The organism is Pedobacter sp. Leaf194, from assembly GCF_001423945.1.
Lineage (GTDB): Bacteria > Bacteroidota > Bacteroidia > Sphingobacteriales > Sphingobacteriaceae > Pedobacter.
The window spans coordinates 366725-392727 of sequence record NZ_LMPU01000001.1; the positions used below are offsets into that span (position 1 = coordinate 366725).

The 26003-nt window shown below is 38.3% G+C and carries 31 protein-coding genes; 29 read left to right on the plus strand and 2 right to left on the minus strand.

The window, feature by feature from the left end; translation table 11 throughout:
* Positions 1 to 84: 84 nt before the first annotated feature.
* The 3 genes from ASG14_RS01685 to ASG14_RS20155 all read left to right on the plus strand — a co-directional run bounded on the left by ASG14_RS01685 (position 85) and on the right by ASG14_RS20155 (position 3101).
* On the plus strand, positions 85 to 2031 hold the full coding sequence (locus tag ASG14_RS01685; RefSeq protein ID WP_056869333.1) for a glycoside hydrolase family 97 protein: 1947 nt from the start codon (positions 85 to 87) through the stop codon (positions 2029 to 2031).
* Positions 2032 to 2103: 72 nt separating this feature from the next.
* On the plus strand, positions 2104 to 2766 hold the full coding sequence (locus ASG14_RS01690; protein WP_056869334.1) for a hypothetical protein: 663 nt from the start codon (positions 2104 to 2106) through the stop codon (positions 2764 to 2766).
* Positions 2767 to 2930: 164 nt separating this feature from the next.
* The gene (locus ASG14_RS20155) at positions 2931 to 3101 is read left to right on the plus strand and encodes a hypothetical protein (RefSeq protein ID WP_157274809.1); all 171 of its coding nucleotides are present in this window, start codon (positions 2931 to 2933) and stop codon (positions 3099 to 3101) included.
* A gap of 194 nt (positions 3102 to 3295) precedes the next feature.
* On the opposite strand, the gene ASG14_RS01695 is transcribed toward ASG14_RS20155, so the two are convergent.
* A complete protein-coding gene (locus ASG14_RS01695; protein WP_056870196.1) occupies positions 3296 to 3640 on the minus strand; it encodes a hypothetical protein in 345 nt (114 codons plus the stop codon).
* A 180-nt stretch (positions 3641 to 3820) separates the two neighbouring features.
* Between ASG14_RS01695 and ASG14_RS20570 the strand changes: the two genes are divergently transcribed.
* The gene (locus tag ASG14_RS20570; RefSeq protein WP_056869335.1) at positions 3821 to 4033 is read left to right on the plus strand and encodes a biopolymer transporter ExbD; all 213 of its coding nucleotides are present in this window, start codon (positions 3821 to 3823) and stop codon (positions 4031 to 4033) included.
* The gene (locus tag ASG14_RS01705) at positions 4030 to 4344 is read left to right on the plus strand and encodes a biopolymer transporter ExbD (RefSeq protein WP_056869336.1); all 315 of its coding nucleotides are present in this window, start codon (positions 4030 to 4032) and stop codon (positions 4342 to 4344) included. The genes ASG14_RS20570 and ASG14_RS01705 overlap by 4 nt, the downstream gene beginning before the upstream one ends.
* 47 nt (positions 4345 to 4391) lie before the next feature.
* On the opposite strand, the gene metK is transcribed toward ASG14_RS01705, so the two are convergent.
* On the minus strand, positions 4392 to 5642 hold the full coding sequence (metK, locus tag ASG14_RS01710) for a methionine adenosyltransferase (RefSeq protein WP_056869337.1): 1251 nt from the start codon (positions 5640 to 5642) through the stop codon (positions 4392 to 4394).
* A 225-nt stretch (positions 5643 to 5867) separates the two neighbouring features.
* Here metK and ASG14_RS01715 point away from each other — a divergent pair, with 225 nt between their 5' ends.
* From ASG14_RS01715 to nuoL, 24 genes are all read left to right on the plus strand, one after another.
* Positions 5868 to 6749, plus strand: a complete 882-nt coding sequence (locus ASG14_RS01715) for a diacylglycerol kinase family protein (protein ID WP_235528480.1) — start codon at positions 5868 to 5870, stop codon at positions 6747 to 6749.
* A 15-nt stretch (positions 6750 to 6764) separates the two neighbouring features.
* The gene (locus ASG14_RS01720; RefSeq protein ID WP_056869339.1) at positions 6765 to 7115 is read left to right on the plus strand and encodes a translation initiation factor; all 351 of its coding nucleotides are present in this window, start codon (positions 6765 to 6767) and stop codon (positions 7113 to 7115) included.
* A gap of 177 nt (positions 7116 to 7292) precedes the next feature.
* Entirely contained in the window at positions 7293 to 8888 is a 1596-nt protein-coding gene (gene pckA, locus ASG14_RS01725; protein WP_056869340.1) for a phosphoenolpyruvate carboxykinase (ATP), read from the plus strand.
* A gap of 297 nt (positions 8889 to 9185) precedes the next feature.
* Entirely contained in the window at positions 9186 to 10016 is an 831-nt protein-coding gene (locus ASG14_RS01730; protein ID WP_056869341.1) for a MotA/TolQ/ExbB proton channel family protein, read from the plus strand.
* A 78-nt stretch (positions 10017 to 10094) separates the two neighbouring features.
* The gene (locus ASG14_RS01735) at positions 10095 to 10712 is read left to right on the plus strand and encodes a biopolymer transporter ExbD (protein ID WP_056869342.1); all 618 of its coding nucleotides are present in this window, start codon (positions 10095 to 10097) and stop codon (positions 10710 to 10712) included.
* A gap of 3 nt (positions 10713 to 10715) precedes the next feature.
* Positions 10716 to 11222: a biopolymer transporter ExbD gene (locus ASG14_RS01740; protein ID WP_056869343.1), complete on the plus strand. Its 507-nt coding sequence runs from the start codon at positions 10716 to 10718 to the stop codon at positions 11220 to 11222.
* Between the two features lie 18 nt (positions 11223 to 11240).
* On the plus strand, positions 11241 to 12056 hold the full coding sequence (locus tag ASG14_RS01745; protein WP_056869344.1) for an energy transducer TonB: 816 nt from the start codon (positions 11241 to 11243) through the stop codon (positions 12054 to 12056).
* A gap of 4 nt (positions 12057 to 12060) precedes the next feature.
* A complete protein-coding gene (locus ASG14_RS01750; protein ID WP_056869345.1) occupies positions 12061 to 12279 on the plus strand; it encodes a hypothetical protein in 219 nt (72 codons plus the stop codon).
* A 6-nt stretch (positions 12280 to 12285) separates the two neighbouring features.
* Positions 12286 to 13185, plus strand: coding sequence for a PstS family phosphate ABC transporter substrate-binding protein (locus ASG14_RS01755; RefSeq protein WP_056869346.1), 900 nt, complete (start codon positions 12286 to 12288; stop codon positions 13183 to 13185).
* 113 nt (positions 13186 to 13298) lie between these two features.
* A complete protein-coding gene (locus ASG14_RS01760) occupies positions 13299 to 15014 on the plus strand; it encodes a hypothetical protein (protein WP_056869347.1) in 1716 nt (571 codons plus the stop codon).
* An 83-nt stretch (positions 15015 to 15097) separates the two neighbouring features.
* The gene (locus ASG14_RS01765; protein WP_056869348.1) at positions 15098 to 15469 is read left to right on the plus strand and encodes an NADH-quinone oxidoreductase subunit A; all 372 of its coding nucleotides are present in this window, start codon (positions 15098 to 15100) and stop codon (positions 15467 to 15469) included.
* Between the two features lie 181 nt (positions 15470 to 15650).
* Positions 15651 to 16193, plus strand: coding sequence for an NADH-quinone oxidoreductase subunit B (locus ASG14_RS01770; RefSeq protein ID WP_056869349.1), 543 nt, complete (start codon positions 15651 to 15653; stop codon positions 16191 to 16193).
* Complete coding sequence (locus tag ASG14_RS01775; RefSeq protein ID WP_056869350.1) at positions 16193 to 16693, plus strand: NADH-quinone oxidoreductase subunit C; 501 nt, start codon at positions 16193 to 16195, stop codon at positions 16691 to 16693. Before ASG14_RS01770 ends, ASG14_RS01775 begins: the two co-directional genes overlap by 1 nt.
* Before the next feature lie 5 nt (positions 16694 to 16698).
* Positions 16699 to 17913, plus strand: coding sequence for an NADH-quinone oxidoreductase subunit D (locus tag ASG14_RS01780; RefSeq protein ID WP_056869351.1), 1215 nt, complete (start codon positions 16699 to 16701; stop codon positions 17911 to 17913).
* Complete coding sequence (gene nuoE, locus ASG14_RS01785) at positions 17906 to 18418, plus strand: NAD(P)H-dependent oxidoreductase subunit E (RefSeq protein WP_056869352.1); 513 nt, start codon at positions 17906 to 17908, stop codon at positions 18416 to 18418. Before ASG14_RS01780 ends, nuoE begins: the two co-directional genes overlap by 8 nt.
* An 80-nt stretch (positions 18419 to 18498) precedes the next feature.
* Positions 18499 to 19866 (plus strand): NADH-quinone oxidoreductase subunit NuoF, encoded by a 1368-nt coding sequence (gene nuoF, locus ASG14_RS01790; RefSeq protein ID WP_056869353.1) that lies wholly within the window; start codon positions 18499 to 18501, stop codon positions 19864 to 19866.
* 135 nt (positions 19867 to 20001) lie between these two features.
* Positions 20002 to 20106: an ORF6N domain-containing protein gene (locus ASG14_RS20575; RefSeq protein ID WP_255352776.1), complete on the plus strand. Its 105-nt coding sequence runs from the start codon at positions 20002 to 20004 to the stop codon at positions 20104 to 20106.
* Positions 20099 to 20464: an ORF6N domain-containing protein gene (locus ASG14_RS01795; protein WP_255352770.1), complete on the plus strand. Its 366-nt coding sequence runs from the start codon at positions 20099 to 20101 to the stop codon at positions 20462 to 20464. Before ASG14_RS20575 ends, ASG14_RS01795 begins: the two co-directional genes overlap by 8 nt.
* Before the next feature lie 79 nt (positions 20465 to 20543).
* Complete coding sequence (locus tag ASG14_RS01800; protein ID WP_056869354.1) at positions 20544 to 21554, plus strand: 2Fe-2S iron-sulfur cluster-binding protein; 1011 nt, start codon at positions 20544 to 20546, stop codon at positions 21552 to 21554.
* On the plus strand, positions 21554 to 22591 hold the full coding sequence (gene nuoH / locus ASG14_RS01805) for an NADH-quinone oxidoreductase subunit NuoH (protein ID WP_056869355.1): 1038 nt from the start codon (positions 21554 to 21556) through the stop codon (positions 22589 to 22591). Before ASG14_RS01800 ends, nuoH begins: the two co-directional genes overlap by 1 nt.
* 2 nt (positions 22592 to 22593) lie before the next feature.
* Positions 22594 to 23097, plus strand: coding sequence for an NADH-quinone oxidoreductase subunit I (locus tag ASG14_RS01810; protein ID WP_056869356.1), 504 nt, complete (start codon positions 22594 to 22596; stop codon positions 23095 to 23097).
* A 148-nt stretch (positions 23098 to 23245) separates the two neighbouring features.
* Positions 23246 to 23749 carry an NADH-quinone oxidoreductase subunit J gene (locus ASG14_RS01815; RefSeq protein WP_056869357.1) on the plus strand — a complete coding sequence of 168 codons (504 nt, stop codon included), beginning with the start codon at positions 23246 to 23248 and terminating at the stop codon, positions 23747 to 23749.
* Positions 23749 to 24078 (plus strand): NADH-quinone oxidoreductase subunit NuoK, encoded by a 330-nt coding sequence (nuoK, locus tag ASG14_RS01820; protein WP_010601897.1) that lies wholly within the window; start codon positions 23749 to 23751, stop codon positions 24076 to 24078. The genes ASG14_RS01815 and nuoK overlap by 1 nt, the downstream gene beginning before the upstream one ends.
* 13 nt (positions 24079 to 24091) lie before the next feature.
* Positions 24092 to 25993, plus strand: a complete 1902-nt coding sequence (nuoL, locus tag ASG14_RS01825) for an NADH-quinone oxidoreductase subunit L (RefSeq protein WP_056869358.1) — start codon at positions 24092 to 24094, stop codon at positions 25991 to 25993.
* The last annotated feature ends 10 nt before the right edge of the window (positions 25994 to 26003 follow it).

Here is a 26003-nt window from a genome sequence, read left to right on the forward strand (position 1 = left end):
TTTTAGAATGTTAAAAATCACATTGTTTTTATATATATTTGGTTTGATAACCGAATTTAAATCCTTAGCTAACCTTTCAATTTCATGAAGTCGAAATTACTCTTAGTCGTAGCCATTTGTCTATCATTTAAGCTTTATAGCGCACCGATCGAACTTTTTTCTCCAGATAAGAAAGTGAAAGTCACAGTAAATCTTTCAAAGAAAATTTTTTATTCTGTAGCTGTTAGCGGCGAAAATGTACTTTCAAATTCGTTTCTGCAATTAAATCTCGCCGGCGAAACTCTGGGCGAAAATCCAAAATTGTTAAATAAAATAATTTCTGCGCATGTTGATGTTTCAAAACCCGTTGTGCCTTTAAAAAACAGCAGTGTAGAAAATAAATATGGGCTGCTTCGTCTAAATTTTAAGAATAATTTTAGCGTAGAATTTCGAGCGTATAATGATGGTATTGCCTACCGTTTCATCACCAGTAAAAAAGATTCGGTTATCGTTGAAGATGAAAAGGTTTACGTTGCCTTTGCGAACGATGTAAATGCTTCATATCTCGAAACCAAGAGTTTTATGACCGCTTATGAAATCTTGTATCAAAATAAAAATTTAAGAGAGGTTGATGCGCAAAAGATGAGCGTATTGCCAATTTTGTTTAACGATAAAAAGTATAAAATTTTACTGTCGGAGGCGGATTTGTATGATTACCCCGCAATGTTCGTAAAAGCAAAAGGAAATAATGCCATCGACGCCGTTTTTCCGAAGGTGCCGGAATTGTATGCGCCAAACGGCGACAGAAATATGAAAATTGTAAAGGAGCACAATTACATCGCAAAAACCTTGGGCAGGCGCTCTTACCCGTGGCGATTTATGGTTATTTCTGAGAAGGATGAAGCTTTACCGGAAAATGAGATGGTTTATAAACTGTCAACCCCGAACCAGCTAAAGGAAACCTCGTGGATTAAACCCGGGCAAGTTACCTGGGAGTGGTGGCACAACGCGTATGTTTATGGTGTCGATTTTAAGTCTGGCTACAATCAGGATACCTATAAATATTACATCGATTTTGCCTCAAAGTTTAAGATTCCCTACATCATTATGGACGAAGGTTGGGCAAAAACAACTTTAAATCCTTACGAACCCAATCCAACAATTAATCTCCAGGAGTTAATTGCCTACGGTAAGCAAAAAAATGTAAAAATAATTTTATGGTTTACCTGGCTGGCAGTGGAGCAAAACCCCGACGTATTTAAAAAACTGGAAGAGTGGGGAATTGCTGGTATGAAAGTAGATTTTATGGATCGCAGCGACCAATGGATGGTAAATTATTATACCAGGGTAGCAAAAGAGGCTGCCAAACACCATATTCTAATCGATTTTCACGGTGCATTTAAGCCTGCCGGGCTTGAAGTTGCCTATCCAAACGTGCTTTCTTACGAAGGTGTAATTGGTATGGAGCAAAATATTGGTGGCGGACTGGCAACGCCAAACAACAACCTTTACCTGCCATTTTTAAGAAATGCAGTTGGGCCGATGGATTATACGCCCGGTGCTATGCGGTCCGGGCACCCAAAAGATTACAAGCCGAATTGGATAAATGTGATGAGTATTGGCACGAGGGCACATCAACTTGCCATGTATATTGTATTCGAGAGTGGATTTCAAATGCTGGCCGATAACCCTTTTAATTACCTTCGCGAACCTGAAACCACTTCCTTTATAACAAGTGTACCGGTAACATGGGATGAAACAAAAGTTTTAAAGGCAGAAGTTGGACAATATATTGTTACGGCAAAAAGAAAAGGCCAGGAATGGTTTTTAGGGGCTATGACCAATAGTACAGAACGTAAATTAATTATCGACACTGATTTTTTGCCCAAGAATAAAACTTATCAACTTACCATCATTAAAGATGGTGTTAATGCTGATTTTCAGGCGATGGATTTTAAGCGGTTAACCATGAAAATCAAAGCTGGCGATAAAATCAATATTGATATGGTTAAGGATGGGGGCTATGCAGCTCATTTTGTTCCTATAAACTAAATCTAATAACCATTTAGCTTTTTCTCCATCAAAATTTTAATTAATTTGGTTCATCTAATCATCTACATTAATATGCGCAATTCAATTATTTTATCTGTTCTGGTGTTCCTATGCATCAATGCCAAAGCCCAAAGTTCGAAAGATTTTAAATTTGGCCACTACTACAACCTAAAAGGCGAAAAAATTTCTGGGTTTTTGTACTGCCCACCTAACTTAACTTCATTGGTTTTTAAACAAGACAATGAAACCCCGAAAGAAATCATTAGCTTGGATAATGTAAGCAGCGTTGTGCTCGCAGGAAACAACGATAGCCTGGTGGTAAAAACCCAGGATAATAAAGCGAGTAAAAAGTACCTTGCAACACAGGTCGCCTCAACGCCCGGCAGAAATTTTTTCTGCAAATACAGCGTTTATACTACCGCAGGCTCGCAAAGTATGAGCATGAGCGCCGCACCAACAATGACCGCCTCTTCTGGAAGGGGCATTTATAGTAACGCAAATTCTTTTTCAAGTACATCGGGTGTAACCGGAGTTGATGAGACTTACCTTTACGAAGAAGGTAACACGACTTACGAACTTACAAAGAAAAATTATATCGATATTTTGAGTAAAGCTTTCGCTGATAATCCGGTGTTGATTAAACAATTCCAATCGAAATACCTAGGCTTTAAAGACCTTGGTCTCATCTTCAAAAAATATAATGAGGATAAGAAGTCTTCTTCAAAAAAATCATAGCTTAATGTATTTTTAGATAACTTTTAGCTGGTTATCTACTTTTTTTTACCGTTTATCGACTTTAGCTAAATGCTGAAAAACAAAATTCTGATACCCGTGTTTTTAGACCTGAGTTAAGCAAATTAGCGCTTTCAAATTTGCCTGGGCTCACTAAATTAATCATCATGAGTCAGGGAAGAACGAATACGCAAATTGAGGCGACAAATAAAATAATGGTAACATTTCTTATTGCAATGTTGGTGTTCATTACGTCGGCTTATATATTTAGTTTGGTAGAACGCGAAAGCAAATGGGTGCAGCATATAGAGCGAGAAATCGTTGCTAAAAACCCATGAATAATCGAATTTTTTTAAATAAGCGGTAGCAGGTTTTCAGCACTGTCGAAAAGCTGATTGTAAGGCTGAAAAACTATTTTAAAACGTTTTACAATTTTTGCGGTGTCTGAAATCATTGTAGCTGGTTTAAAAAATCCTGATAAACAACAAAAGCGACATTGCTGTAGCAATGCCGCTTTTTCTCGATTTAGTGTTTAACAAAATAATTCTTGTTCGTCTCTGTTTTCCGTAGGAATTTTCTTCAGGAAATCATCAAAAGACGAGCCGATATTGTCTGAGTAAATTCCGTAGGCATCTAAAATATAACCTATTTCTTTATCACTGTCTTCAGTTAGGTAAAGAACGGAGTTATCTGCAGGGTCTGAGTCTCCTTCAAAGCGGTAGGTTTTAACAATTGTTAAGTCTTCGGGCTTGTAAATTTTACCGGTTTGGCTCTGCATTTTGCCGTGGTCTGTCATTTTTAACTCGTTATCTTTTCCTTTAAGTCTCAATTTCTCTAAAATCTGACTTAAAGTATTCATTGCAATTGGCCGTTCCATAGTTATAAGATTTTTAGTACTATTTAAACACGTTGCACTTAAAATGGTTTTAGTCATTTTTTTTGTGCTGGCATAACGCAGATGGTTAAAGTGATGTTTTGATGTGCAAAGAATCGAAATGCAATATTTTAATTTATGTAAAATCAGGCTAAGAAGCATCCTGTTTAAAAACCTAAAATTATGGCAAATCTAGAAAGCACTAAAACTATCAAATCAACCAACGGGAGAAGAAAGGAATCTCCAAAGGTGGATTTAACCGCAATGGTCGACCTTATGTTTCTCTTAACTACGTTTTTCATGTTAACAACAACGTTAGCAGAATCGAAGGCAGCGGATGTATCTAAACCAATTCCAGCGGATGTAAATACGCCTTATCCAGCTTCAGAACAATGACGATTTTACTCGGTAAAAATGAGCAGGCCGCTTATTATATGGGCGAAATGGAAAAGGCGATGTTACAGGTTTGCAATCTGTCTGAACTTGAAAAAAGGGTTGCAGAAAGTAAATTAGCTGTGGCCAGAGCGCATGCTAACAGGCCGGAAAAATTTATGATCGTGATTATAAAACCAACCAAAGCCGCGACTTATAAAGATTTTATCGATGTAATTGACGAGATGAAGATAGCAGATGTAAAATCTTACGCAATTGATGATGAGAATATTTCGGCGAAAGAAAGCGCTTTCATGAGTGCGAAAGGTTTATAAAATAGAAAGCCCCGATTTTTTTCGGGGCTTTCTATAATTTCAAATTATTAAAGGCTAAATGCTTCTTTAACCTTATCAACGAAATCTAATTTTTCCCAGGTAAATAGTTCAACTGAAACAGTTTTTTCTTCACCATTCGGTGTTCTGAAGGTTTTTGAAACAGTTTCAGGCTTGCGGCCCATGTGTCCGTAAGCTGCAGTTTCGCTATAAATTGGATTTCTTAATTTTAAACGCTGTTCGATAAAGTAAGGGCGCATATCAAAAATCGCTTCTACTTTTTTACTGATTTCGCCATCGGTTAAACCAACTTTAGATGTACCGTAAGTAACCACGTTAATCGATGTTGGCTTAGCCACACCAATTGCATAGCTCACCTGAACCAAAATCTCATCGGCAATGCCAGCTGCAACTAAATTTTTGGCAATGTGGCGTGTTGCATAAGCAGCACTTCTATCTACCTTACTTGGGTCTTTACCAGAAAATGCACCACCACCATGGGCGCCTTTACCACCGTAAGTATCAACAATTATTTTTCGTCCGGTTAGGCCGGTATCTCCATGCGGTCCGCCGATAACAAACTTTCCTGTTGGGTTGATGTGATAGGTAATCTGGTCGTTAAAAAGATGCGCATATTGAGGGTATTTTGCCTTAATTCTCGGAATTAATATCGATATCAAATCTGATTTAATTTTGGCGAGCATGGTAGCTTCCTCATCAAAGTCATCGTGTTGGGTTGAAATTACAATCGCATCAATTCGTTGTGGCTTATTGTCGTCAGAATATTCTAAAGTAACCTGCGATTTTGCATCCGGGCGCAAGTAGGTAATTTCGGCATTTTCTCTTCTCAGGTTTGCGAGTTCAATTAACAAAGCATGAGATAAATCTAAAGCCAGTGGCATGTAATTTTCCGTCTCGTTTGTTGCGTAACCAAACATCATTCCCTGGTCGCCGGCACCTTGTTCTTCTTTTGTCGTTCTATCAACACCTTGATTAATGTCTTGAGATTGCTCATGAATTGCAGATAAAATACCGCAAGAATTGGCTTCAAACATGTATTCGCTTTTCGTGTAACCAATTTTCCTGATCACATCGCGGGCGATTTGTTGCACATCTAAATAGGTTTTTGATTTTACCTCTCCAGCTAAAATAACTTGCCCTGTAGTTACTAAAGTTTCACAGGCAACCTTCGATTCTGCATCGAAAGCAAGGAAGTTATCAATTAAAGCATCCGAAATTTGATCGGCAATTTTATCAGGGTGGCCTTCAGATACAGATTCTGATGTAAATAAATACGACATTTATTAAATAAATTAATGATGAAAATAAACATTTAATAAGCGCTAACAGTCCCTGAAAACAGGTTTTGCTTGTAAAAGGAAGGTATTAGCACTTTTTTTTGAGTGGTTGCAATCCCGTTTCCTAAAAAGAAACATCGCAAATCAATCCACTTTTAACGATGCAAAATTAGCATATTTTCTTTATTTCAAAAATTATAGATTATTTTGTGTCCTCATACTCAAGCTTTGCAAGTCAAAACAAATATTTTATTCGTAATTAACCCGATATCAGGAGGAAAGGCAAAATTGCGAATCCCGACGCTTATTGATAAGTATTTGGACAAGGAAAGGTTTAATGCAAATTTTTTGTTGACAGAATATTCTGGCCATGCCACAGAAATTGTGGAAGAGGCGATTGCGAAAAATTTCGATGTTATTGTGGCTGCCGGCGGCGATGGAACTATAAATGAAGTAGCCTCGAAGGTTGTAGAACATGGAAAAATTTTGGGTATTTTACCCTTAGGTTCGGGTAACGGCCTGGCCAGGTTCCTAAACATACCACAAAATTTGAAGGAGGCCATTCTCTTGATTAATAAAATGAAAACTGATCGGATTGACTCGGCCACTTTTAACCATAAGTTTTTTTTTAACCTTGCGGGAGTTGGTTTTGATGCCCATTTAAGCTCTGCATTTTCGAAAGATAAGAAGCGTGGTTTAGCCGGTTACATTAAGCAGAGCCTTAAAGAGGTGTTTAGTTATAAAGACGAAGTTTACAACATAAATATTGATGGTGCAGATTATAACCGGAAAGCTTTCGCGGTTACCGTGGCAAACTCATCACAATATGGCAATAATGTTTACATTGCACCAGATGCCTCAGTTAAAGATGGCCTGCTGGATGTCTGCATTATAAAGCCCTTTTCGATACTAAAACTGCCTGTTTTAAGTTATGTTATGTTAAAAGGAACTGCCGAAAGTTCTGATATGATTGAGATTATCCGCGGACAAAAAATTACAATTTCGAGAACGAAAGATGGTCCTGTACATGTTGACGGCGAGCCGTTAAAAATGGGCAAGGAAATCGAAATCAGTATTAATCCGCTTTCCTTAGAAGTAATCGTCCCTTAAAAAACACCCTAAAGTATGAAGTCAAAAAAAAATAATCTGAGCGATTTAGGTGGAATTATGTATTCTACAAATCCCGAATTTGAATATGAACAAGAAGTTGATAATACGGTTACCGCACCCAACCAACAGCAGGATTTAAGGGTAATGATGGATAAAAAAAACCGTGGAGGTAAGGCTGTAACACTAATTACCGGTTTTAAGGGTAAAAATGAAGATTTGGAAAAACTCGGCAAAATGCTGAAAAATAAATGTGGCGTAGGGGGTTCGGTTAAAGATGGCGAAATCCTCATTCAGGGTGATGTTAGAGATAAGGTTATGCTGATTCTCCAGAAAGATGGTTTTAAAGCAAAAAAGGCAGGCGGGTAAACGCTTACTTAGTGTATTTTTTAATATTTTTTAGTGCTATTTTATTTTATTTAAATATCTGATTAGAAGCCTTTTGAATCATAGTGTACAAGCTACAATATGTAAAAAAAGCGTTTAAAAAATTTCTTTCTTCGATAAAAATGTATTTACCTTTGCTCAACTAACTAACTTATTGTTATGAGCAAAATGGAACTGCAATCTCCGGATTTAAGCTACTTAAATCTACAGGATAGTTTATGCGTAAAATATCAGCTGTCTGCAGCCGAACTTGTAAAAGAAGCACTTCAAAATAATGAAGGCGTTTTAGCTTCTTCTGGTGCGCTGGCTGTTGATACCGGGAAATTTACCGGACGTTCACCTAAAGATCGGTTCATTGTTTGCGATGCAGAAACAGCAAGTAGCGTTTGGTGGGGCGATATAAACATCAAATTCGATACGGAGGATTTCAATAAGCTACAAACTAAAATGACATCTTATCTTCGGGATAAGGTAATGTACGTTAGAGACGCAAATGCTTGTGCAAATCCGGATTTTTCCATTTCAATAAGGGTTATCACAGAAACAGCTTATCAAAATCTTTTCGCGAATAATCTCTTCCTCAGACCGGAGCAGGAAAATTTAGGCCAAACTCCCGAATGGACGATTATTGCCGCACCAGGATTCTTTGCAAATCCGATTGTAGACGGCACAAGGCAGGAAAACTTTTCAATTATCAATTTCACAAAAAAGATGATTTTGATTGGCGGAACAGGCTATACAGGCGAAATTAAGAAAGGCATTTTTTCAGTCCTGAATTTTCTGTTACCCACCTATAAAGATACACTTCCAATGCATTGCGCTGCAAACCTTGGGGTAGATGGCGACACGGCAATTTTCTTTGGGCTTTCGGGCACAGGAAAAACCACGCTTTCAGCTGATTCGCAACGGGCACTAATTGGAGATGATGAGCACGGTTGGGGCGATGATTCTGTGTTCAATTTTGAAGGAGGTTGCTATGCGAAGTGTATTGATTTAACGCTCGAAAAAGAGCCTCAGATTTACAAAGCCATAAAATTCGGCTCCTTATTGGAAAATATAAACTTCTATCCTGGAACTCAGAACGTAGATTTTACCAATGTCGAAAAAACTGAAAACACCCGGGTAGCTTATCCTTTAGAGTATATTGAGAATTCAGTTATTCCTTCCATTGCTTCAAACCCAAAAAATATATTCTTTTTAACTGCCGATGCCTTTGGTGTGCTTCCGCCAATATCGAAATTAACGCCAGAGCAAGCCATGTTTCATTTTATGAGTGGCTATACCGCTAAAGTGGCCGGCACCGAAGCTGGTATTACCGAGCCGCAATTAACCTTTTCGGCCTGCTTTGGTAAAGCGTTTATGCCTTTGCATCCATCAAAATATGCGAACCTGCTCGGTAAAAAGATAAAGGAAAACAACGTTAATGTATGGCTGGTAAATACCGGTTGGACAGGCGGACCATATGGTATAGGTAAACGGATGAAGCTGGACTATACCAGGGCAATGATTACCGCGGCACTAAACGGCGGTTTAGAACACCGCAATTATAAACAGCATCATGTATTTAAGTTAATGATGCCTTTACATTGCCCTAATGTTCCGAACGATATTTTAGACCCTTCTAAAACATGGAGCAACCCGGAAGAATACTTTTTAAAAGCCTACGAACTCAATGAAGCCTTCATCCAAAATTTCAAACAATTTGAAGCGGAGAAAATGCCTAATGTTGGGGAAGAAGCGTTAAAAATGTGTTAAATGTAGGTTTAAATGCATTTTTTAGTCGAAAAATTTGCAATTCGATTTTTTTTTAGTTTTTATTGTGAAAGAATTGCCTCCGGCTGAGGCAATTTTTTTGTTATATACCCAAGTGATAAGCGGAAAACTAAAAAGTTAAGTAACGATTTAATTGTTTATTGATTTATTAATTTGTAATTTAAAATCAATTTATAAATTTGTTTTCGCAACAAAATCAGATAAACTTACGTTGTGTGTATTACAAAAGAAAAAAACAGCTAAAAATTAAAACAAGAACTAAAACTAAAAATTAAAAAAATGGCAAACGCACCAAAACCAACAACTGTTAAAACTGAAAGCTCTTCAAGTGCATCAAATGTATTTGCAACATTTGTTATTCCTATTTGTATTATTATCGGATTTATTATCTGGAGATTCGTATTAGGTGCTTCTGATAACTTTATCGGAGGAGACAACAACAATTTACCATTACCTAACAACTACCCTGGAACAGCTTACAAAGGTGGTCCGATTGTAGCAATCTTAATTGGCTTAATGCTAGTTGTAATCGTATTCTCTATCGAACGTTTAATCGTTATTGGTAAAGCAAGCGGTAAATCAAGCTTAGATACTTTTATCGTTAAAGTTAAAGGTTTCTTAAACTCAGGTAACATCGAAGCTGCAAAAGCAGAATGCGATAAACAACAAGGTTCTGTTGCAGCTGTAATAAAATCAGGTTTAAAAAAATATAGCGAAGTTGAAGCAGACACGAATATGGATGTTGAGCAATCAATCGTTGCTATCCAAAAAGAAGTTGAAGAAGCAACTGCTTTAGAAATGCCAATGTTAGAGCAAAACCTAACTGTAATTGCAACTTTAGTATCAATCGGTACATTAATCGGTTTATTAGGTACAGTAACAGGTATGATTCGTGCATTCGCCGGTTTAGCTAACTCTGGTGCCCCAGATCAATCAGCATTAGCGGTAGGTATCTCTGAGGCATTAATTAACACGATGACTGGTATTGCTGTATCTACTTTGGCAATTATCATGTACAACGTATTAACTTCTAAAATTGACAAGTTAACTTATGCAATCGACGAAGCTGGTTTTAGCATCGTTCAAACATACGCTAGTTCTCATAAATAAGAATTTTGAAAAAATTTTTACCGGCTTTATGGAAAACCGGAAAAAAGATCATCATTATTAAAAAACTAGTAAAATATTATGCCTAGAATAAAAGTTAAAAGAACAAGTACAGTAACAGACATGACTGCCATGTGTGATGTGGCATCATTGTTACTTACTTTCTTCATTTTGACTGCTACGGCAAGACAACCAGAACCTTTAGCTGTTGCAACACCCTCATCTACGTATGAGTTTAAGGTGCCAGTAGAAAACAACGCAATTTTAACAATTGGACAAGGTAAGGTGTTCTTCGAAGTAGCAGGACAAAAAGTAAGAGCAAGAACATTGCAATTAATGGGCGAACAGTACAAGTTAACGTTCACCCCGGAGGAAGTTAATAGATTTTCAGGTCTTGCGAGTTTCGGTGTTCCGATTCAAAACCTGAAATCGTTAATTGCCATGAACAGTGCTGACCGTATGAAACCTGGTGTTCAAACTGGTATTCCAGCAGATTCTTTAGATAACCAGTTAGATTCATGGGTTCTTAATGCTCGTAAAGCAACAAAAGAACTAAATAACCAGGATATGCGTATTAGTATCAAGGGCGATGCTAAGGAAGAATATCCTGTTGTGAAAAAAGTTATTGATGTACTTCAGAAACAAAAAGTTAATAAATTTTTGTTGGTAACAAACGCTGAAGCTAAAAAGAAGAAATAAGAAATGGCAGAATTAAACACAGGCGGGAAGAAAGCCACGCCAAGAGTCGATATGACTCCAATGGTTGATTTAATGTTTCTTTTAGTAACATTCTTTATCTTAACTACTGTAATCTCTACGCCACAAGCGATGGATATTACAAAACCAGATAAAAACGAAAAACTGCCGGAAAACAGACTTGAACTAAAGGCAACCAAAACTATGACTGTATTATTGGGTAAAAACAATAAAATAGCGTGGTACATGGGTGAAGCAGGTAAAAGTTCGCCGGTAATCGAATCATTTTCAGATATCGAAAAAACTATTGCGGAAAATAGAACTAAAGCAAATAATTCTGGCGTTGCCGGAGAGTTTACAGTTCTTGTAAAACCTACTACTGGTTCTACTTTCCAAAATTTTGTTGATATGATGGATGAACTAGAGATCATGAAAGTTAACTCTCGTCAAATCGATGATGACAACATCCTTGATAACGAAAAGGCTTTCATGAAGGAACAAGGAATTTTATAATTAATCAAATCAGGAACTATGTCGAAGTTAGATATATTTAGAAAAGAATGGCTGGAAGTCGTTTTTGCTGATAAAAATAAAGCTTACGGTGCTTACCAATTGCGTAAAGGTAGTGCTGGCAATACAACAAAGGCCCTTTTATATGGCTCCATTGTATTCTTGGTTTTGTTCTTCTCACCAAAAATCTACAGTCTTATTAAAGGCGCTATTCCGGAGGAGGAACAGTTAAAGGCGCAGGAGGTTGTGTTGAACACGCCACCACCTGTTGATCCGAAAACACCTCCGCCACCACCGGTAGAGCCACCGCCACCAAAAGTGGATCAGGTAAAAATGCCACCTCCGATTGTAAAACCGGATATCGAAGTTCAGGATGAACCACCTACAGTTGAAAAATTGAAAGAGGCAGATCCAGGACAAAAAGATATCAAAGGTGACCCAACGGCTGATATCGTTATCGCTGAACCAGTTGGTGAAGGACCTAAGAAAGAAGCTGCTGTTGCAGTAGATGATAACAAAGTTTATGATTTTGTTAGTATTGAAAAGGTTCCGGAATTTCCGGGCGGTATGGCTAAGTTTTATTCGTTTTTGCAGAAAACAATGAAATATCCGCCAATGGCTCAGGAAAATAACGTTCAGGGTAAAGTTTATTTATCTTTCGTTGTGGAGCGTAATGGCGAACTTACCGATATCGTGGTGACCCGCGGTTTAGGTAGCGGTACCGACGAGGAAGCAAAACGTGTACTAAAAGCTAGTCCGCGTTGGGTTCCAGGTATTCAAAATGGTAAACCAGTTCGTGTTAAATACAACATCAACATTAACTTTGCACTACAATAGTAAAATGTTAAATTTTGATATTTTTAAGCAAAAATCGCCTAAACAGCGGTTTTTGCTCATTTTAGGCCTTATCATGTTTGTTTTCTATTTGGCAATTGGCCTGGCCTGTATTTTCTGGGCAGAGCTGCCGCTAAACATTGGCCGGCCTTACAAGATAGGCATTGGAATATTTTTAATTATTTATGCTTTTGTTAGATTACTAAGCCTGGGTAGGCGTGATTAATTATTAATGAGAAACATCCTTTTGTTATTTATTGCATTGTCAATTTTCTCCTGCAAACGCAAGGAGAAAAAAGATGGTATCGAAGAAACCCGAACCAGCGGAACCCTCAAGATTTTGGTGGATGAAAGCGTTGGGCCTATTGTACAACAAGAGATTGACATCTTCAAAATCGATTATCCTAAGGCTACATTTTTAACTACGTTTAAACCTGAGCTAAAACTATTGCCTGCTTTTTTAAACGATACGGCGAGGGTAATTGTGCTTCCAAGAATGCTTACCAAAGCAGAAGAGAAATATTATAAACAAAGAAACATTAAGATCAACACATCCAGATTTGCTGTTGATGGTATCGCTTTAATTACAAATAAAGGCAATATTGACAGCACAATCAACGTTAAAGATGTTGTTGATATATTACAGGGAAAAGGAACGGGGAAACAGTTGGTTTTTGATAACGCTTATTCTAGCACATTTCAGTATTTTAAGCAATTGGCTAATATCAGTCAATTTCCTGCAAAAGATGTTTTTTCGAAGAACTCTAGCAATGAAGTTATAAAACTTATTGCGCAAGATAAAAACTTTATAGGTATTTTAGGCGTAAATTGGATTTCTGACAAAAACCCGGAACTGCTCAAATATCAGGACAAAATTACAGTATTAGGCGTTAAAAATGTTAAAGGAAAGCCTGGTGATGACAAATATTACCAGCCAACTCAAACAAACCTGATTAATGGTGACTATCCGTTTTTAAGGAACATAAATATCATCGATTGCGAGGGAAGAGATGGTTTAGGCACGGGGTTTGCAGTATGGTTAAGGAGTCAGCGTGGACAACTCATCGTACTGAAATCTGCATTGGCCCCTCATAAATTAATGCCGAGAGAATTGAATATAACTAAAAAATAATAAATTGAACCACGATTGCGAACAGCAATCAATTACAAAAAACAAGAAAATCAGATGAAGGTTGCATGGCTTATGTAAACTTTATAACCATTAAAAAAACATATTAAAGAACTATGAAAATTTCAAAGAAAGCAATAACCTTAAATGTAGGTTTAGTGTTGATGGGTTCTGCAGTTTTTGCTCAAAGTTTAACCGACGCGAAAAAAGCGATTGATGCTGAACAATATCAAAAAGCATCATCTATGCTTAAAACATTAACAACCTCCCAAGCGTCTAATGGTGATAATTTTTATAACCTTGGCTTGGTTTATTTAAAAACCGGTTACATCGATTCAGCTAGAGTCGTTTTTAATAAAGGTGTAGCAGCAGATGCAAAGAATGCATCAAATTATGCTGGTTTAGGCGAGGCAGATTTGTTGTCTAACAACCCTACATCAGCTAAAACCAATTTCGATAAGGCTGTTGCAGCTGCCCCGAAAGACTATAAAACTTATTTAGCAATTGGTAAAGCCTACTTAGCTCAAGACAAACCTGGCGATGTAGCTTCGAAACCAGACTTTGCGAATGCAATTGCAAACTTGACTAAAGCGGACGAATTAGACGCTAAGGATAAAGATGCTGAAGTGTTTATTGGTCTTGGCGATGCATACGCATTACAAAAGAAAAATTCTGAAGCCATCGGTCCTTATTTCCGTGTTGGTGATATAGATCCAACAAACAGAAGAGCAACAACTCAGGTTGGTAAGATGTATAAAGAATCGCGTGCATTCCAAGAAGGTGAAGATGAGTTGAAGAAAGTTATCGCCGCTGACCCAAATTATGGGCCTGCTTACCGCGAATTAGGTGAGCTATATTTACAGTGGAGTAGCTTCGGAACAGATAAAGAAAAGGCAGCTAAAGGTGTTGAGTTTTATAAAAAATACCTTGATCTAACTGATAAGTCTTTAGAATCTCAGTTGCGTTACATGCAGTTTTTATTCTATGCAAAGGATTTCCCGGCTTTAGAACAAGTTGCATCATCTATTCAGGTTCCAGCAAACAACCCTAAAGCACCTATCGTTTCAAGGTTGAAAGGTTGGTCTGCCTATGAGAATAAAAACTATCCTCAGGCATTAACCAACATGACTGAATATTTTGCTAAACAAAAAGATACTACTCAACTTTTAGGTTTCGATTACCTGTATTTAGGTAAAGCACAATTAAAAGCTGGTCAGGATAGCTTAGCTTTAATTAACATTACCAAAGCAGTAGCTAAAGATTCATCGAACACTGATGCATTAGCAGAAGTTGCGAAAACATTCTTCGATGCTAAAAAGTATGCTAAATCTGCTGCTATTTACGATAAAGTTATCGCTGCTAGTCCGAACGGTAAAGGTGTTTTATATAGCTATTTTTATGATGGTTTAGCCTATTACTTTGAATATGCTACACAATATTCAGCAAAAAAGAATCCTTCAAAAGATTTATTGGTAAAAGCAGATTCTTCAATTGCGAAGGTTGCTCAATTGGCTCCTGAAACTACTGATGCGTACTTATACAGAGCAAGGATAAATAACCTTTTAGATGATGATAAAGCGCCTAAAGGTCTAGCCATTCCATTTTTCGAAACTTTCGTTCAGAAAGTAACTGAAAAGCCTGAGTTAGTTACTGCTAATGCAAAAAAATTATCAGAAGCATATGATAACTTAGGTGGATATTACTTCAACAGTGATAAAGCAAAAGCTAAAGATTATTTTGATAAAAGTGTAGCGGTATATCCAAGCGGAACGTTTGCTGCTGCAAAATTGAAAGAATTAGCTGCACCAGCTCCAAAAGGAAAAGGTAAATAATCGCTAAGGTTAAATAATTTAGAAAAGGCAGAGTTTTGTTACTCTGCCTTTTTCTTTTACTTTTGCATCAGAAATTACAGATTATGCAGACACAAAGTACATCAATAGATTTTTTACCCATTATTTTCCAGGTTATCGTTGCACTAGGTTTTGTGGTAACCACCTTGGTTGCAACACACTTTTTAGGCCCTAAGCGCAAAACATTAGATAAGCTTGAAACGTTTGAGGCCGGAGTTAAATCGGTCGGTAACGCCCGCCAGCCTTTTTCAATTAAATATTTCGTGGTAGCCATCTTGTTTGTATTATTTGATGTTGAAGTTATTTTCATGTACCCCTGGGCAGTTAATTTCAGGGCATTAAAAATGGATGGCATGATTGAAATGTTCATTTTTATGGGAACATTACTACTTGGCTTTATCTATGTTATCAAGAAAAAAGTATTAGACTGGAACTAACTCTCTGTAACACTAAAATATTCACACTGTGGTTTTTGGTGGGTAAACCTGCAGCTTAGATTCCAAAACTGCGTGTAATTTAGAAAGGTTCTAAATCAGGTTAAGCTACTTTAATTGCCTTTAAAATATTGTAAATTTGTTGCTCATTCTGCAAAGGGATGAGCATTTTTTGTTTATAAACATGAGTGAAATTAATATAGTTGATGCGCCTCCAGGAACCGAAGGTCCTGGGTACTTTGCCACTTCATTAGATAAAGTGATTGGTTTGGCTCGTTCAAATTCATTATGGCCGCTGCCGTTCGCTACTTCTTGTTGTGGAATTGAGTTTATGGCAACCATGGGTTCTCACTACGATTTAGGTCGTTTTGGAGCCGAACGCTTAAGTTTTTCTCCCCGTCAGGCAGATGTTTTAATGGTAATGGGCACCATTGCTAAAAAAATGGCACCCGTATTAAAACAAGTTTATATCCAGATGGCCGAGCCGCGTTGGGTAATGGCAGTTGGCGCCTGTGCAAGTAGTGGAGGTATTTTTGATACTTACTCTGTTTTGCAAGGCATTGATGAAGTTATTCCTGTAGATGTTTACGTTCCGGGTTGCCCGCCGAGACCAGAAGCGATTCTGGATGGTTTTCAACGCATTCAGGATTTGGTTAAAAACGAATCTGGCAGGAGACGGAATTCAGATTATTATAGAGACCTTTTAGGGCAATACGGCATTAAATAATGGAAGAAACAACGCTGAATAACACCATACACGTTAAACTGACAGAAAAGTTTGGCGAAAAAGTTACCGCCGTTTCTGAACCTTATGGTTTGCTAACCTTCGTAACCTATAAAGATGTTATTGTAAATGTGCTTTCACATCTAAAAGAAGAATTAAAGTTCAACTTCCTTACTGATATAACAGCAGTTCACTATCCGGGTAAAGAACATGGTATTGCTGTGGTTTACCATCTGCATAACATGGTAGAAAAGGTAAGAATTAGAATAAAGGTTTTCATTTCTGAACAAAACCCAACCATACCAACGGCTACCGTGGTTTGGAAAGGTGCAAACTGGATGGAGCGTGAAACCTATGATTTGTTTGGAGTTAAATTTGAAGGTCACCCAGATTTGCGCCGTATTTTAAATATGGATGATTTAGGAGTGCACCCGATGTTGAAACAATATCCATTGGAAGACCCGAACAGAGTTGATAAAAAAGACGAATTTTTTGGAAGGTAATTTATATGAATCATAACCATCCGGTATTTACAGATAACGACCCGCAAAGTGAGCTGGTAACCTTAAATTTAGGTCCGACACACCCTGCAACCCACGGCGTTTTTCAAAACGTTTTGCAACTAGATGGCGAGCGTATTGTAAGCGGCGTTTCTACCATTGGGTATATCCACAGAGCTTTTGAAAAAATTGCCGAGCACCGCCCTTTTTATCAGATTACCCCATTAACCGACCGTTTAAACTATTGTTCGTCGCCTATAAATAATATGGGCTGGCACATGACGGTTGAAAAATTGTTGAATATCCAGATGCCAAAACGTGTAGACTACCTTCGCGTTATTGTAATGGAGCTTTCACGAATAGCCGACCACATTATCTGCAATACGATTATTGGTCAGGATACCGGGGCAACAACAACATTCCTTTACCTTTTTCAGTTTCGTGAACATATTTACGAAATATTTGAGGAGGTTTGCGGTGCCCGCCTAACTACAAATATTGGTCGTATCGGCGGTTTTGAAAGAGATTTCAATGAGATTGCCTTCGCGAAAATTGAAAAATTTTTAAAAGAATTTCCGGTAGCTTTAAAAGAGTTTGAAAACCTTTTAACGCGTAACCGTATATTCATTGACAGAACAGCTGGCGTTGCAGAAGTTAGTCAGGAAGCTGCTTTAGAATACAGCTGGACTGGACCATTGTTGCGTGCTACGGGTATCGATTATGATGTACGTGTAAGCGACCCATACTCATCTTACCAAGATTTTGATTTTGAGGTTCCGGTTGGCACAAGTGGCGATATTTATGACAGATATTTAGTGCGCAACGAGGAAATGTGGCAAAGTTTGCGCATTATCGAACAAGCTATAGTAAAGTTAAAAACAGAGCCAAAAGGCATTTTCCATGCCGATGTGCCTGAGTTTTATCTTCCTCCAAAACAAGAAGTTTACAATAACATGGAAGCTTTAATTTACCACTTTAAAATTGTGATGGGTGAAATTGATGCGCCCAAAGCAGAAGTTTATCATGCTGTGGAAGGTGGAAACGGAGAATTAGGCTTCTATCTAATCAATGATGGTGGCCGTACGCCTTATCGTTTGCACTTCCGCAGGCCAAGTTTTGTAAATTACCAAATGTTTGCACCAATGAGCGAAGGCATGTTGCTGTCTGATGCCATTATAAACATGAGTAGTATGAATATTATTGCAGGAGAATTAGATGCTTAAAGTAGAAGAACAAACACCTGTAGTGTTCTCATCAGAATTGCTTGCCAAATTTGATGATGTTAAAAGCCGTTATCCCGAAGGCAAACATAAATCAGCACTGTTGCCATTATTACACCTGGTACAGGCAGAATATCTTTGGGTAAGTACACATGCAATGGATAGAGTTGCTGAATATTTAAATATCCAGCCCATTGAAGTTTATGAAGTAGCAACTTTTTACACAATGTACTTTTTAAAACCTCAGGGGAAATATGCTCTTGAAGTTTGTAGAACAGGCCCTTGTTGCCTGGTTGGTGCCGAAAAAATATTAGACCACTTGGAAAGTAAACTAGGTGTTAAAGAAGGCGAAGTTACGGCCGATGGATTATTCAGCTTTAGAGGAGTTGAATGTTTAGCCGCCTGCGGCTTTGGTCCGGTTTTACAAATTAGCCCCGACTATACTTTTTACGAAAACCTAACTACAGAAAGTGTAGATAAATTGATTGAAGATTTGAAAAACAAATAAGATTTGAGAAACCAGATTTGAGCGTTGAGATTGGGCGATTGCCGTACATCTTATTGCTCACATCTCATATCTAAAAATAAATGAGCCGCAAATTATTACTTGAGCATATAAACGTACCAGGCATCAACACACTTGATGTCTATCGCCAAAAAGGTGGTTATCGTGCCGTGGAAAAAGCGCTTAAAACTTTAACACCTGAAGAGATTGTTGAAGAAGTTAAGAAATCGGGCCTACGTGGCCGCGGTGGTGCGGGTTTCCCAACGGGGATGAAATGGAGTTTTTTGGCTAAACCAGAGGGTGTTGCACGCTATCTGGTTTGTAATGCCGACGAATCGGAACCGGGCACTTTCAAAGACCGTTATTTGATGACTTACATTCCCCATGCATTGATTGAGGGAATGATTGTTTCGAGTTTCGCTTTGGGCGCAAAAGTTTCGTATATCTACGTTCGTGGAGAGATGATGCCTCAAATCCGTATTCTGGAGAAAGCAATTGCAGAGGCAAAAGCTGCCGGATGGCTGGGCAAAAATATTTTGGGAACAGGTTACGATTTGGAGCTCTATGTTCAGCCGGGAGGCGGCGCCTATATTTGTGGCGAAGAAACCGCCCTGTTAGAATCGCTTGAAGGTAAAAGAGGTAATCCAAGGATTAAACCTCCGTTCCCTGCAATTGCTGGCTTATATGGTTGCCCAACAGTGGTAAATAACGTAGAGTCTATTGCGGCGGTTGTGCCGATTATTAATGATGGTGGCGAAGAGTACGCTAAAATTGGCATCGGCAGAAGCACAGGTACTAAATTAATATCAGCTTCTGGAAATTTAGTGAAGCCAGGCGTTTATGAAATTGAATTAGGCTTGCCGGTTGAAGAATTCATTTATTCTGACGAATACTGCGGAGGTATTGCAAACGGAAAACGTTTAAAAGCAACGGTGGCAGGCGGTTCTTCGGTTCCGGTTTTGCCAGCAAATCTAACTTTGAAACTAGCCAATGGCGAACCCCGTTTAATGAGTTACGAATCTTTATCTGAAGGTGGTTTCGCTACCGGAACGATGATGGGTTCTGGCGGTTTTATCGCTTTCGATGAAGACCAATGTATTGTGCGCAATACCTGGAATTTCTCTCGTTTCTATCATCACGAAAGTTGCGGACAATGTTCGCCTTGCCGCGAAGGAACCGGATGGATGGAAAAGGTGTTGCACAAAATCGAGCATGGACACGGCTCTATGGAAGATGTAGATTTGCTTTGGGATATTCAACGTAAAATCGAAGGAAATACAATTTGCCCCTTAGGCGATGCGGCTGCATGGCCGGTTGCGAGTGCAATTCGTCACTTTAGAGATGAGTTTGAGTGGCACATTAAAGAGCCGGTTAAAAGCCAGCAACAAAACTACGGCTTAGCATATTATGCTAATCCGATAGAAAAGGCTCCGGTAACAGAAGAGAAATAAAAGTTCAAAGATTTCAAATTGAAAAGTAAAAATTAAAGCAACGAGTATATGTAAATGAATAAACTGATATCACCTGAAATTATCCCCAACGAAGTAATAGTTAAAAAAATATATCTTTTTAGAGGAGTAAAGGTGATGTTGGATTCTGATTTGGCTGAACTCTTTGGTGTTGAGACTAGACACTTAAAACAGCAAGTTAAACGAAATATAGAGCGTTTTCCAGGAAACTTTTATGTTTGAGTTAACTAAAGAGGAAAACGAGGTTCTAAGATCACAAATTGTGATCTTAGAACAGGGAAAATACTCAAAATACCTGCCTTTCGCTTTTAGCGAACATGGTGTTTTGCAATTGTCAAACGTTTTGAAAAGTAAACGGGCGATAGAAGTTAGTATTAAAATTATAGATGTGTTTGTTGAACTTAGGAAAATGGTTTTAAGCAATACAGAAATAAGATTAGAAGTAGAAAAGATAAAAAAGAAGGTGGATAATCAGAATAAAAACATCGAAGTGATATTTAGGTATTTTGATCAGCTACTGGAACAGAAAGCGCAGCCAACGAAGGAAATTGGCTACAAGATTTCGAAACAGAAAAAATAGTATTGAGATTGCCTGCGGTAGGCAGGCTTCTTGCCTCGCAATGACGGCAAGAGCATAAAAAATAAGATTATCAATAACCATGAGTGAAAAAGTTAAGGTTACGATAGATGGGATAACAGTAGACGTTGATAACGGAACAACGATCCTAAATGCTGCGAGGCAAATTGGAGGCGATATCGTTCCGCCGGCCATGTGCTATTATTCTAAGTTAGAAGGCAGTGGTGGAAAGTGCCGTACCTGTATTGTTAAGGTAACAAAAGGTTCGGAAAAAGACCCGAGGCCAATGCCAAAATTGGTTGCTTCTTGCCGTACAACAGTAATGGATGGTATGGAAGTGCTTAACATTACTTCGCCCGAAGTTTTGGAGGCGCGTGCAGGGGTAGTTGAAATTCTATTGATTAACCACCCGTTGGATTGTCCTGTTTGCGACCAGGCAGGAGAATGTGATTTGCAAAATTTAGGTTATGAACACGGTTTGCAGAAAACGCGTTATGAGTTTGAACGCCGTACGTTTGATCGAATTGATATAGGTGATAAAATCCAGTTGCACATGAATCGCTGTATTTTGTGTTACCGTTGCGTTTTCACTGCCGATCAGATTACTAACAAACGTGTTCATGGCATTTTAAATCGTGGCGATCATTCTGAGATTTCAACTTACATCCAACAAGCTGTTGATAACGATTTCTCAGGGAATGTAATTGATGTTTGTCCGGTTGGCGCTTTAACGGATAAAACGTTCCGTTTCAAAAACCGCGTTTGGTTTACAAAGCCGGTTGATGCTCATCGCAACTGCGACCATGAAAAGTGCAATGGAAAGGTTACGCTTTGGTATAAAGGGGAGAATGTACTCCGCGTCACCGCTCGTAAAGACCAATTTGGCGAGGTAGAAGAATTTATTTGTAACACCTGCCGTTTTGATAAGAAAGCAACTTCAGATTGGACAATTGAACATCCAACGCACATTGATGATACGTCGGTGATTGCATCGAACCATTACGAAACATTAAAGCCACTTCCTGTAATAAAGCCAAACGCAGCTTTGCAGGCAGCCAACGAAATTGAGTTACATAAAACAGTAAAATACTAATGGATATAGCTTTTATCATAGAAAAATTTATTCTGGTAGCGGTAATTTTCGGTATCAGTCTGGTAATTGCCATGTATTCTACCTACGCAGAACGTAAGGTTGCAGCATATCTTCAGGATCGTTTAGGTCCGGATAGAGCTGGGCCTTTTGGTATTTTACAACCACTGGCTGATGGAGTCAAAATGTTCATGAAAGAAGAAATTATTCCGACCACATCGAACAAATGGTTATTTATTGTTGGGCCAGGTTTAGCTTTACTTTGTGCCTGTATCGGTACAGCGGTTATTCCATGGGGCAGCCCGATGGTTATTGGCGATAAAGTTGTTCCATTACAGGTTTCCGATATTAACGTAGGTGTTTTGTACATTTTTGGTGTAGTTTCGTTAGGTGTTTATGGTGTAATGATTGGCGGCTGGGCTTCAAATAATAAGTATTCATTATTAAGTGCTATTCGTGCGGCATCACAAAATATTAGTTATGAAATCGCAATGGGATTATCCATCATCGCTTTGCTTTTAATGACAAACACCTTAAGCTTAAAAACAATTGTTGAGCAACAACATGGCTGGCATTGGAATGTGCTTTATCAACCCTTAGGGTTTTTAATCTTCATGGTTTGTTCTTTTGCTGAAACCAACCGTGCACCGTTCGATTTGCCAGAATGTGAAACAGAGCTAATTGGTGGTTATCATACGGAGTATTCATCAATGAAATTAGGCTTTTACCTTTTTGCCGAATACATCAACATGTTTGTTTCATCAGCAGTTATGGCAACCTTATACTTTGGTGGTTATAACTACCCAGGTATGGATTATATGGCTACTTTACTTGGGCCAACCTGGGCACCTTTATTTGGAACGGCTATTTTGTTTGCTAAAATATTCTTCTTCATCTTTTTCTTTATGTGGGTACGGTGGACAATACCTCGTTTCCGCTACGACCAATTGATGAACTTAGGTTGGAAAGGTTTAATACCTTTGGCAATTGCTAATATTATAATAACTGGGGTTGTGATTGCGATTATTGAGAAGTTTTAACTATGGAATCATTAAGTAATAAGAAAAAAGTACTGGAACAAAAGCCTTTAAGCTTTATGGAGCGTATGTACCTTCCTGCAATTGCAAAGGGAATGGGCATTACCATCAGCCACTTATTCAAAAAGGAGGCTACAGTAAGATACCCGGAAGTTGAAAGAGAATTCTCTGCAAATTTTAGAGGTATGCACTCACTTAAACGTGATGAGAATGGAAAAGAGCGTTGTACGGCCTGTGGTTTATGCGCCTTATCTTGCCCTGCTGAAGCCATTACAATGATTGCAGCAGAACGCAAGCCGGAGGAGAAAGATTTATATCGCGAAGAGAAATATGCAGCAACTTACGAAATCAATATGTTGCGTTGCATTTTCTGTGGCTTATGCGAAGAGGCTTGTCCGAAAGAAGCAATTTATTTAGACGGGCCAATTGTACCGGCCGATTATTTACGTAAGGATTTTATTTACGGTAAAGATAAATTAGTGGAAGCGCCGTTGGGGATGAAAAAATAAAGCCTCATTTGTATTTTCACAAATGAATTACAAATGAAGTTAACCATCGTCATTGCGGGGAACGAAGCAATCCTAATGCGATAGACGTTAAATAAATAAGCTTGCTTCTTGCCTTGCAATTGCTGGCATACAAACAAATATTAAATTAATGAGTACACAAGTATTCTATTTCGTAGCCACATTAAGTATCATCTTTTCGCTGATGGTGATTTTTGCAAAAAATCCGATCCACAGCGTTTTGTACTTAATCCTTACTTTCTTCACATTTACAGTTCATTACGTACTGTTAAATGCGCAATTTTTAGCTGTGGTAAACTTCATTGTTTACATGGGTGCCATTATGGTTTTATTTTTATTTGTGCTCATGCTCCTAAACTTAAATAAGGAAACTGAGCCGGTAAAATCACCATTAATTAAAATTGTGGGGGTAATTGCAGGCTGTTGTTTAGTGGTAACCTTGGTGGGTTCTTTCAAAGCAGCAACCATTACCAGTCCGTTAATTTTAAAAAACCCGGGCTTAGGTCTGGTAGAAAACCTGGGTAAAGAACTTTTTGGGCCATTCTTATTACCATTCGAATTATCATCTCTGTTACTGTTGGCAGCAATGGTAGGAGCCGTTTTATTATCTAAAAGAGATGAGGTAGAAGTATAATGGAAAATCTAACTACACAAATGGCAGGCGTTCCGCTAAATCACTACATCTATTTATGTGCAATAATTTTCACAATTGGTGTAATCGGCGTATTAACCCGCAGAAATGCAATCGTAATTTTTATGTCGGTAGAGTTAATGTTGAATGCAGTTAACCTGCTTTTAACCGCTTTCTCCGTGCACAGTAATGACCCATCAGGGCAGGTTTTTGTATTCTTTATTATGGCCCTTGCCGCTGCAGAAGTTGCGGTTGGTTTGGCGATTATTGTTATGGTATACAGAAATACAAAATCGATAGATATTAATGTTTTAAATCGCCTTAAGTGGTAAATATATATTAAGAATGACAATAGAACAATTGATTTGGTTGGTTCCTTTACTCCCTTTTTTAGGTTTTGTAATTAACGGACTGGGCAGAAAATCTTTATCTAAAGGACTTGTTGGCATCATTGGAAGTGGCGTAATATTAGCCTCTTTCATAATCAGCGTAGTTATTTTCTTTAGTTTACAAGGCGATACACAAAAATCTCACGAGGTATTTTTATTTGATTGGATTAGCGCAGGTACATTGCACATTCCTTTATCATTCCTGGTCGATCCACTCAGCGCAATCATGCTACTGATTATTACTGGAATAGGTTTCCTGATTCATTTATATTCTACCAGTTATATGCACGATGATGAAGGATTCGGGAAATTCTTTTCCTACCTAAACCTGTTCGTGTTCTTTATGCTATTGTTAGTTCTGGGTTCAAACTACATCGTCATGTTTATCGGTTGGGAAGGTGTAGGTTTATGCTCGTACTTATTAATTGGCTTTTGGTACACTAATACTGCATACGCCTCGGCGGCAAAAAAGGCTTTCGTAATGAATCGTATCGGCGATTTAGGTTTTTTGCTAGGCGTGTTCTTAATTTTTAATTTCTTCGGAAGTGTAGAGTTCTCTAAAATCTTTCCTCAGGCGGCAAATATGCTACCCGGTAACAGTACGCTTGTATTAATTACCATCTTATTATTTATAGGTGCCTGCGGTAAATCAGCACAATTGCCATTATTTACCTGGCTGCCTGATGCGATGGCCGGGCCAACACCGGTTTCAGCGTTAATTCACGCGGCAACAATGGTAACGGCAGGAATTTATATGATTGCCCGTTCCAGCGTGTTATTCGATTTAGCGCCTCTAACCCAGCATATTATTGCAATTGTAGGTATTACCACTGCGTTAGTTGCGGCTATTATTGCATTAACACAGACTGATATTAAAAAGGTATTGGCTTATTCAACGGTATCTCAATTAGGATATATGTTTTTAGGCCTTGGTGTTGGCGCTTATACTGGTTCATTCTTCCACGTATTAACACACGCATTCTTTAAAGCCTTATTATTCTTGGGCGCAGGCTCGGTTATTCATGCCATGCACCATGAGCAAGATATGCGCCACATGGGCGGGTTGAGGAAAAAACTTCCGGTAACTTTTTTAACCATGATGATTGGTACGATTGCAATTGCAGGTTTACCTCCCTTTTCAGGATTTTTCTCAAAAGACGAGATTTTGGCAAATGCATTTCAATACAGTCCTATTCTTTGGGGTATCGGCGTTTTCACAGCATTTTTAACCTCTTTTTATATGTTTAGAATGATGTTCCTAACTTTCTCAGGTAAGTATAGGGGAACACATCATGCAGAAAGTCACGTACATGAATCGCCAAAAGCGATGACCATTCCATTAATAATTTTAGCAATTTTGGCTGCAATTGGCGGAGCCATCAATATTCCCCACGTTTTTGGTGGAAATGAATGGTTGGCGCATTGGTTAACCGGTGCTGGCGTTGCACAACACGAATTGGCCCTAAGTCATTCAACAGAATTTACGTTAATGGGCGTTTCCGTTGTGGCCGCTATTATAGCGTTGCTTTATGCTTACGCCAGATATGTGAAAGGCGCCCGTGTGCCTGTAGCGGATGAGGCAAATCGTTCTGCACTCGCGAAATTATCATACAATAAATTCTATCTGGATGAAATTTACGATTTCATCATCACTAAACCTTTAGATGCCTTTTCGAGATTCTTCTACAGAATTATCGACACTAAATTCATCGATGGAATAGTGAATGGTTTAGGTTGGAGTACAAACGAGGCAAGTAAGGGTGTTCGTTTATTACAAAGTGGAAACGTAGGTTTCTATATATTTATGATGGTCGCCGGTATCATCGCATTGCTTGCTTATACATTTTATTACATCTAAAAAGGGTTCA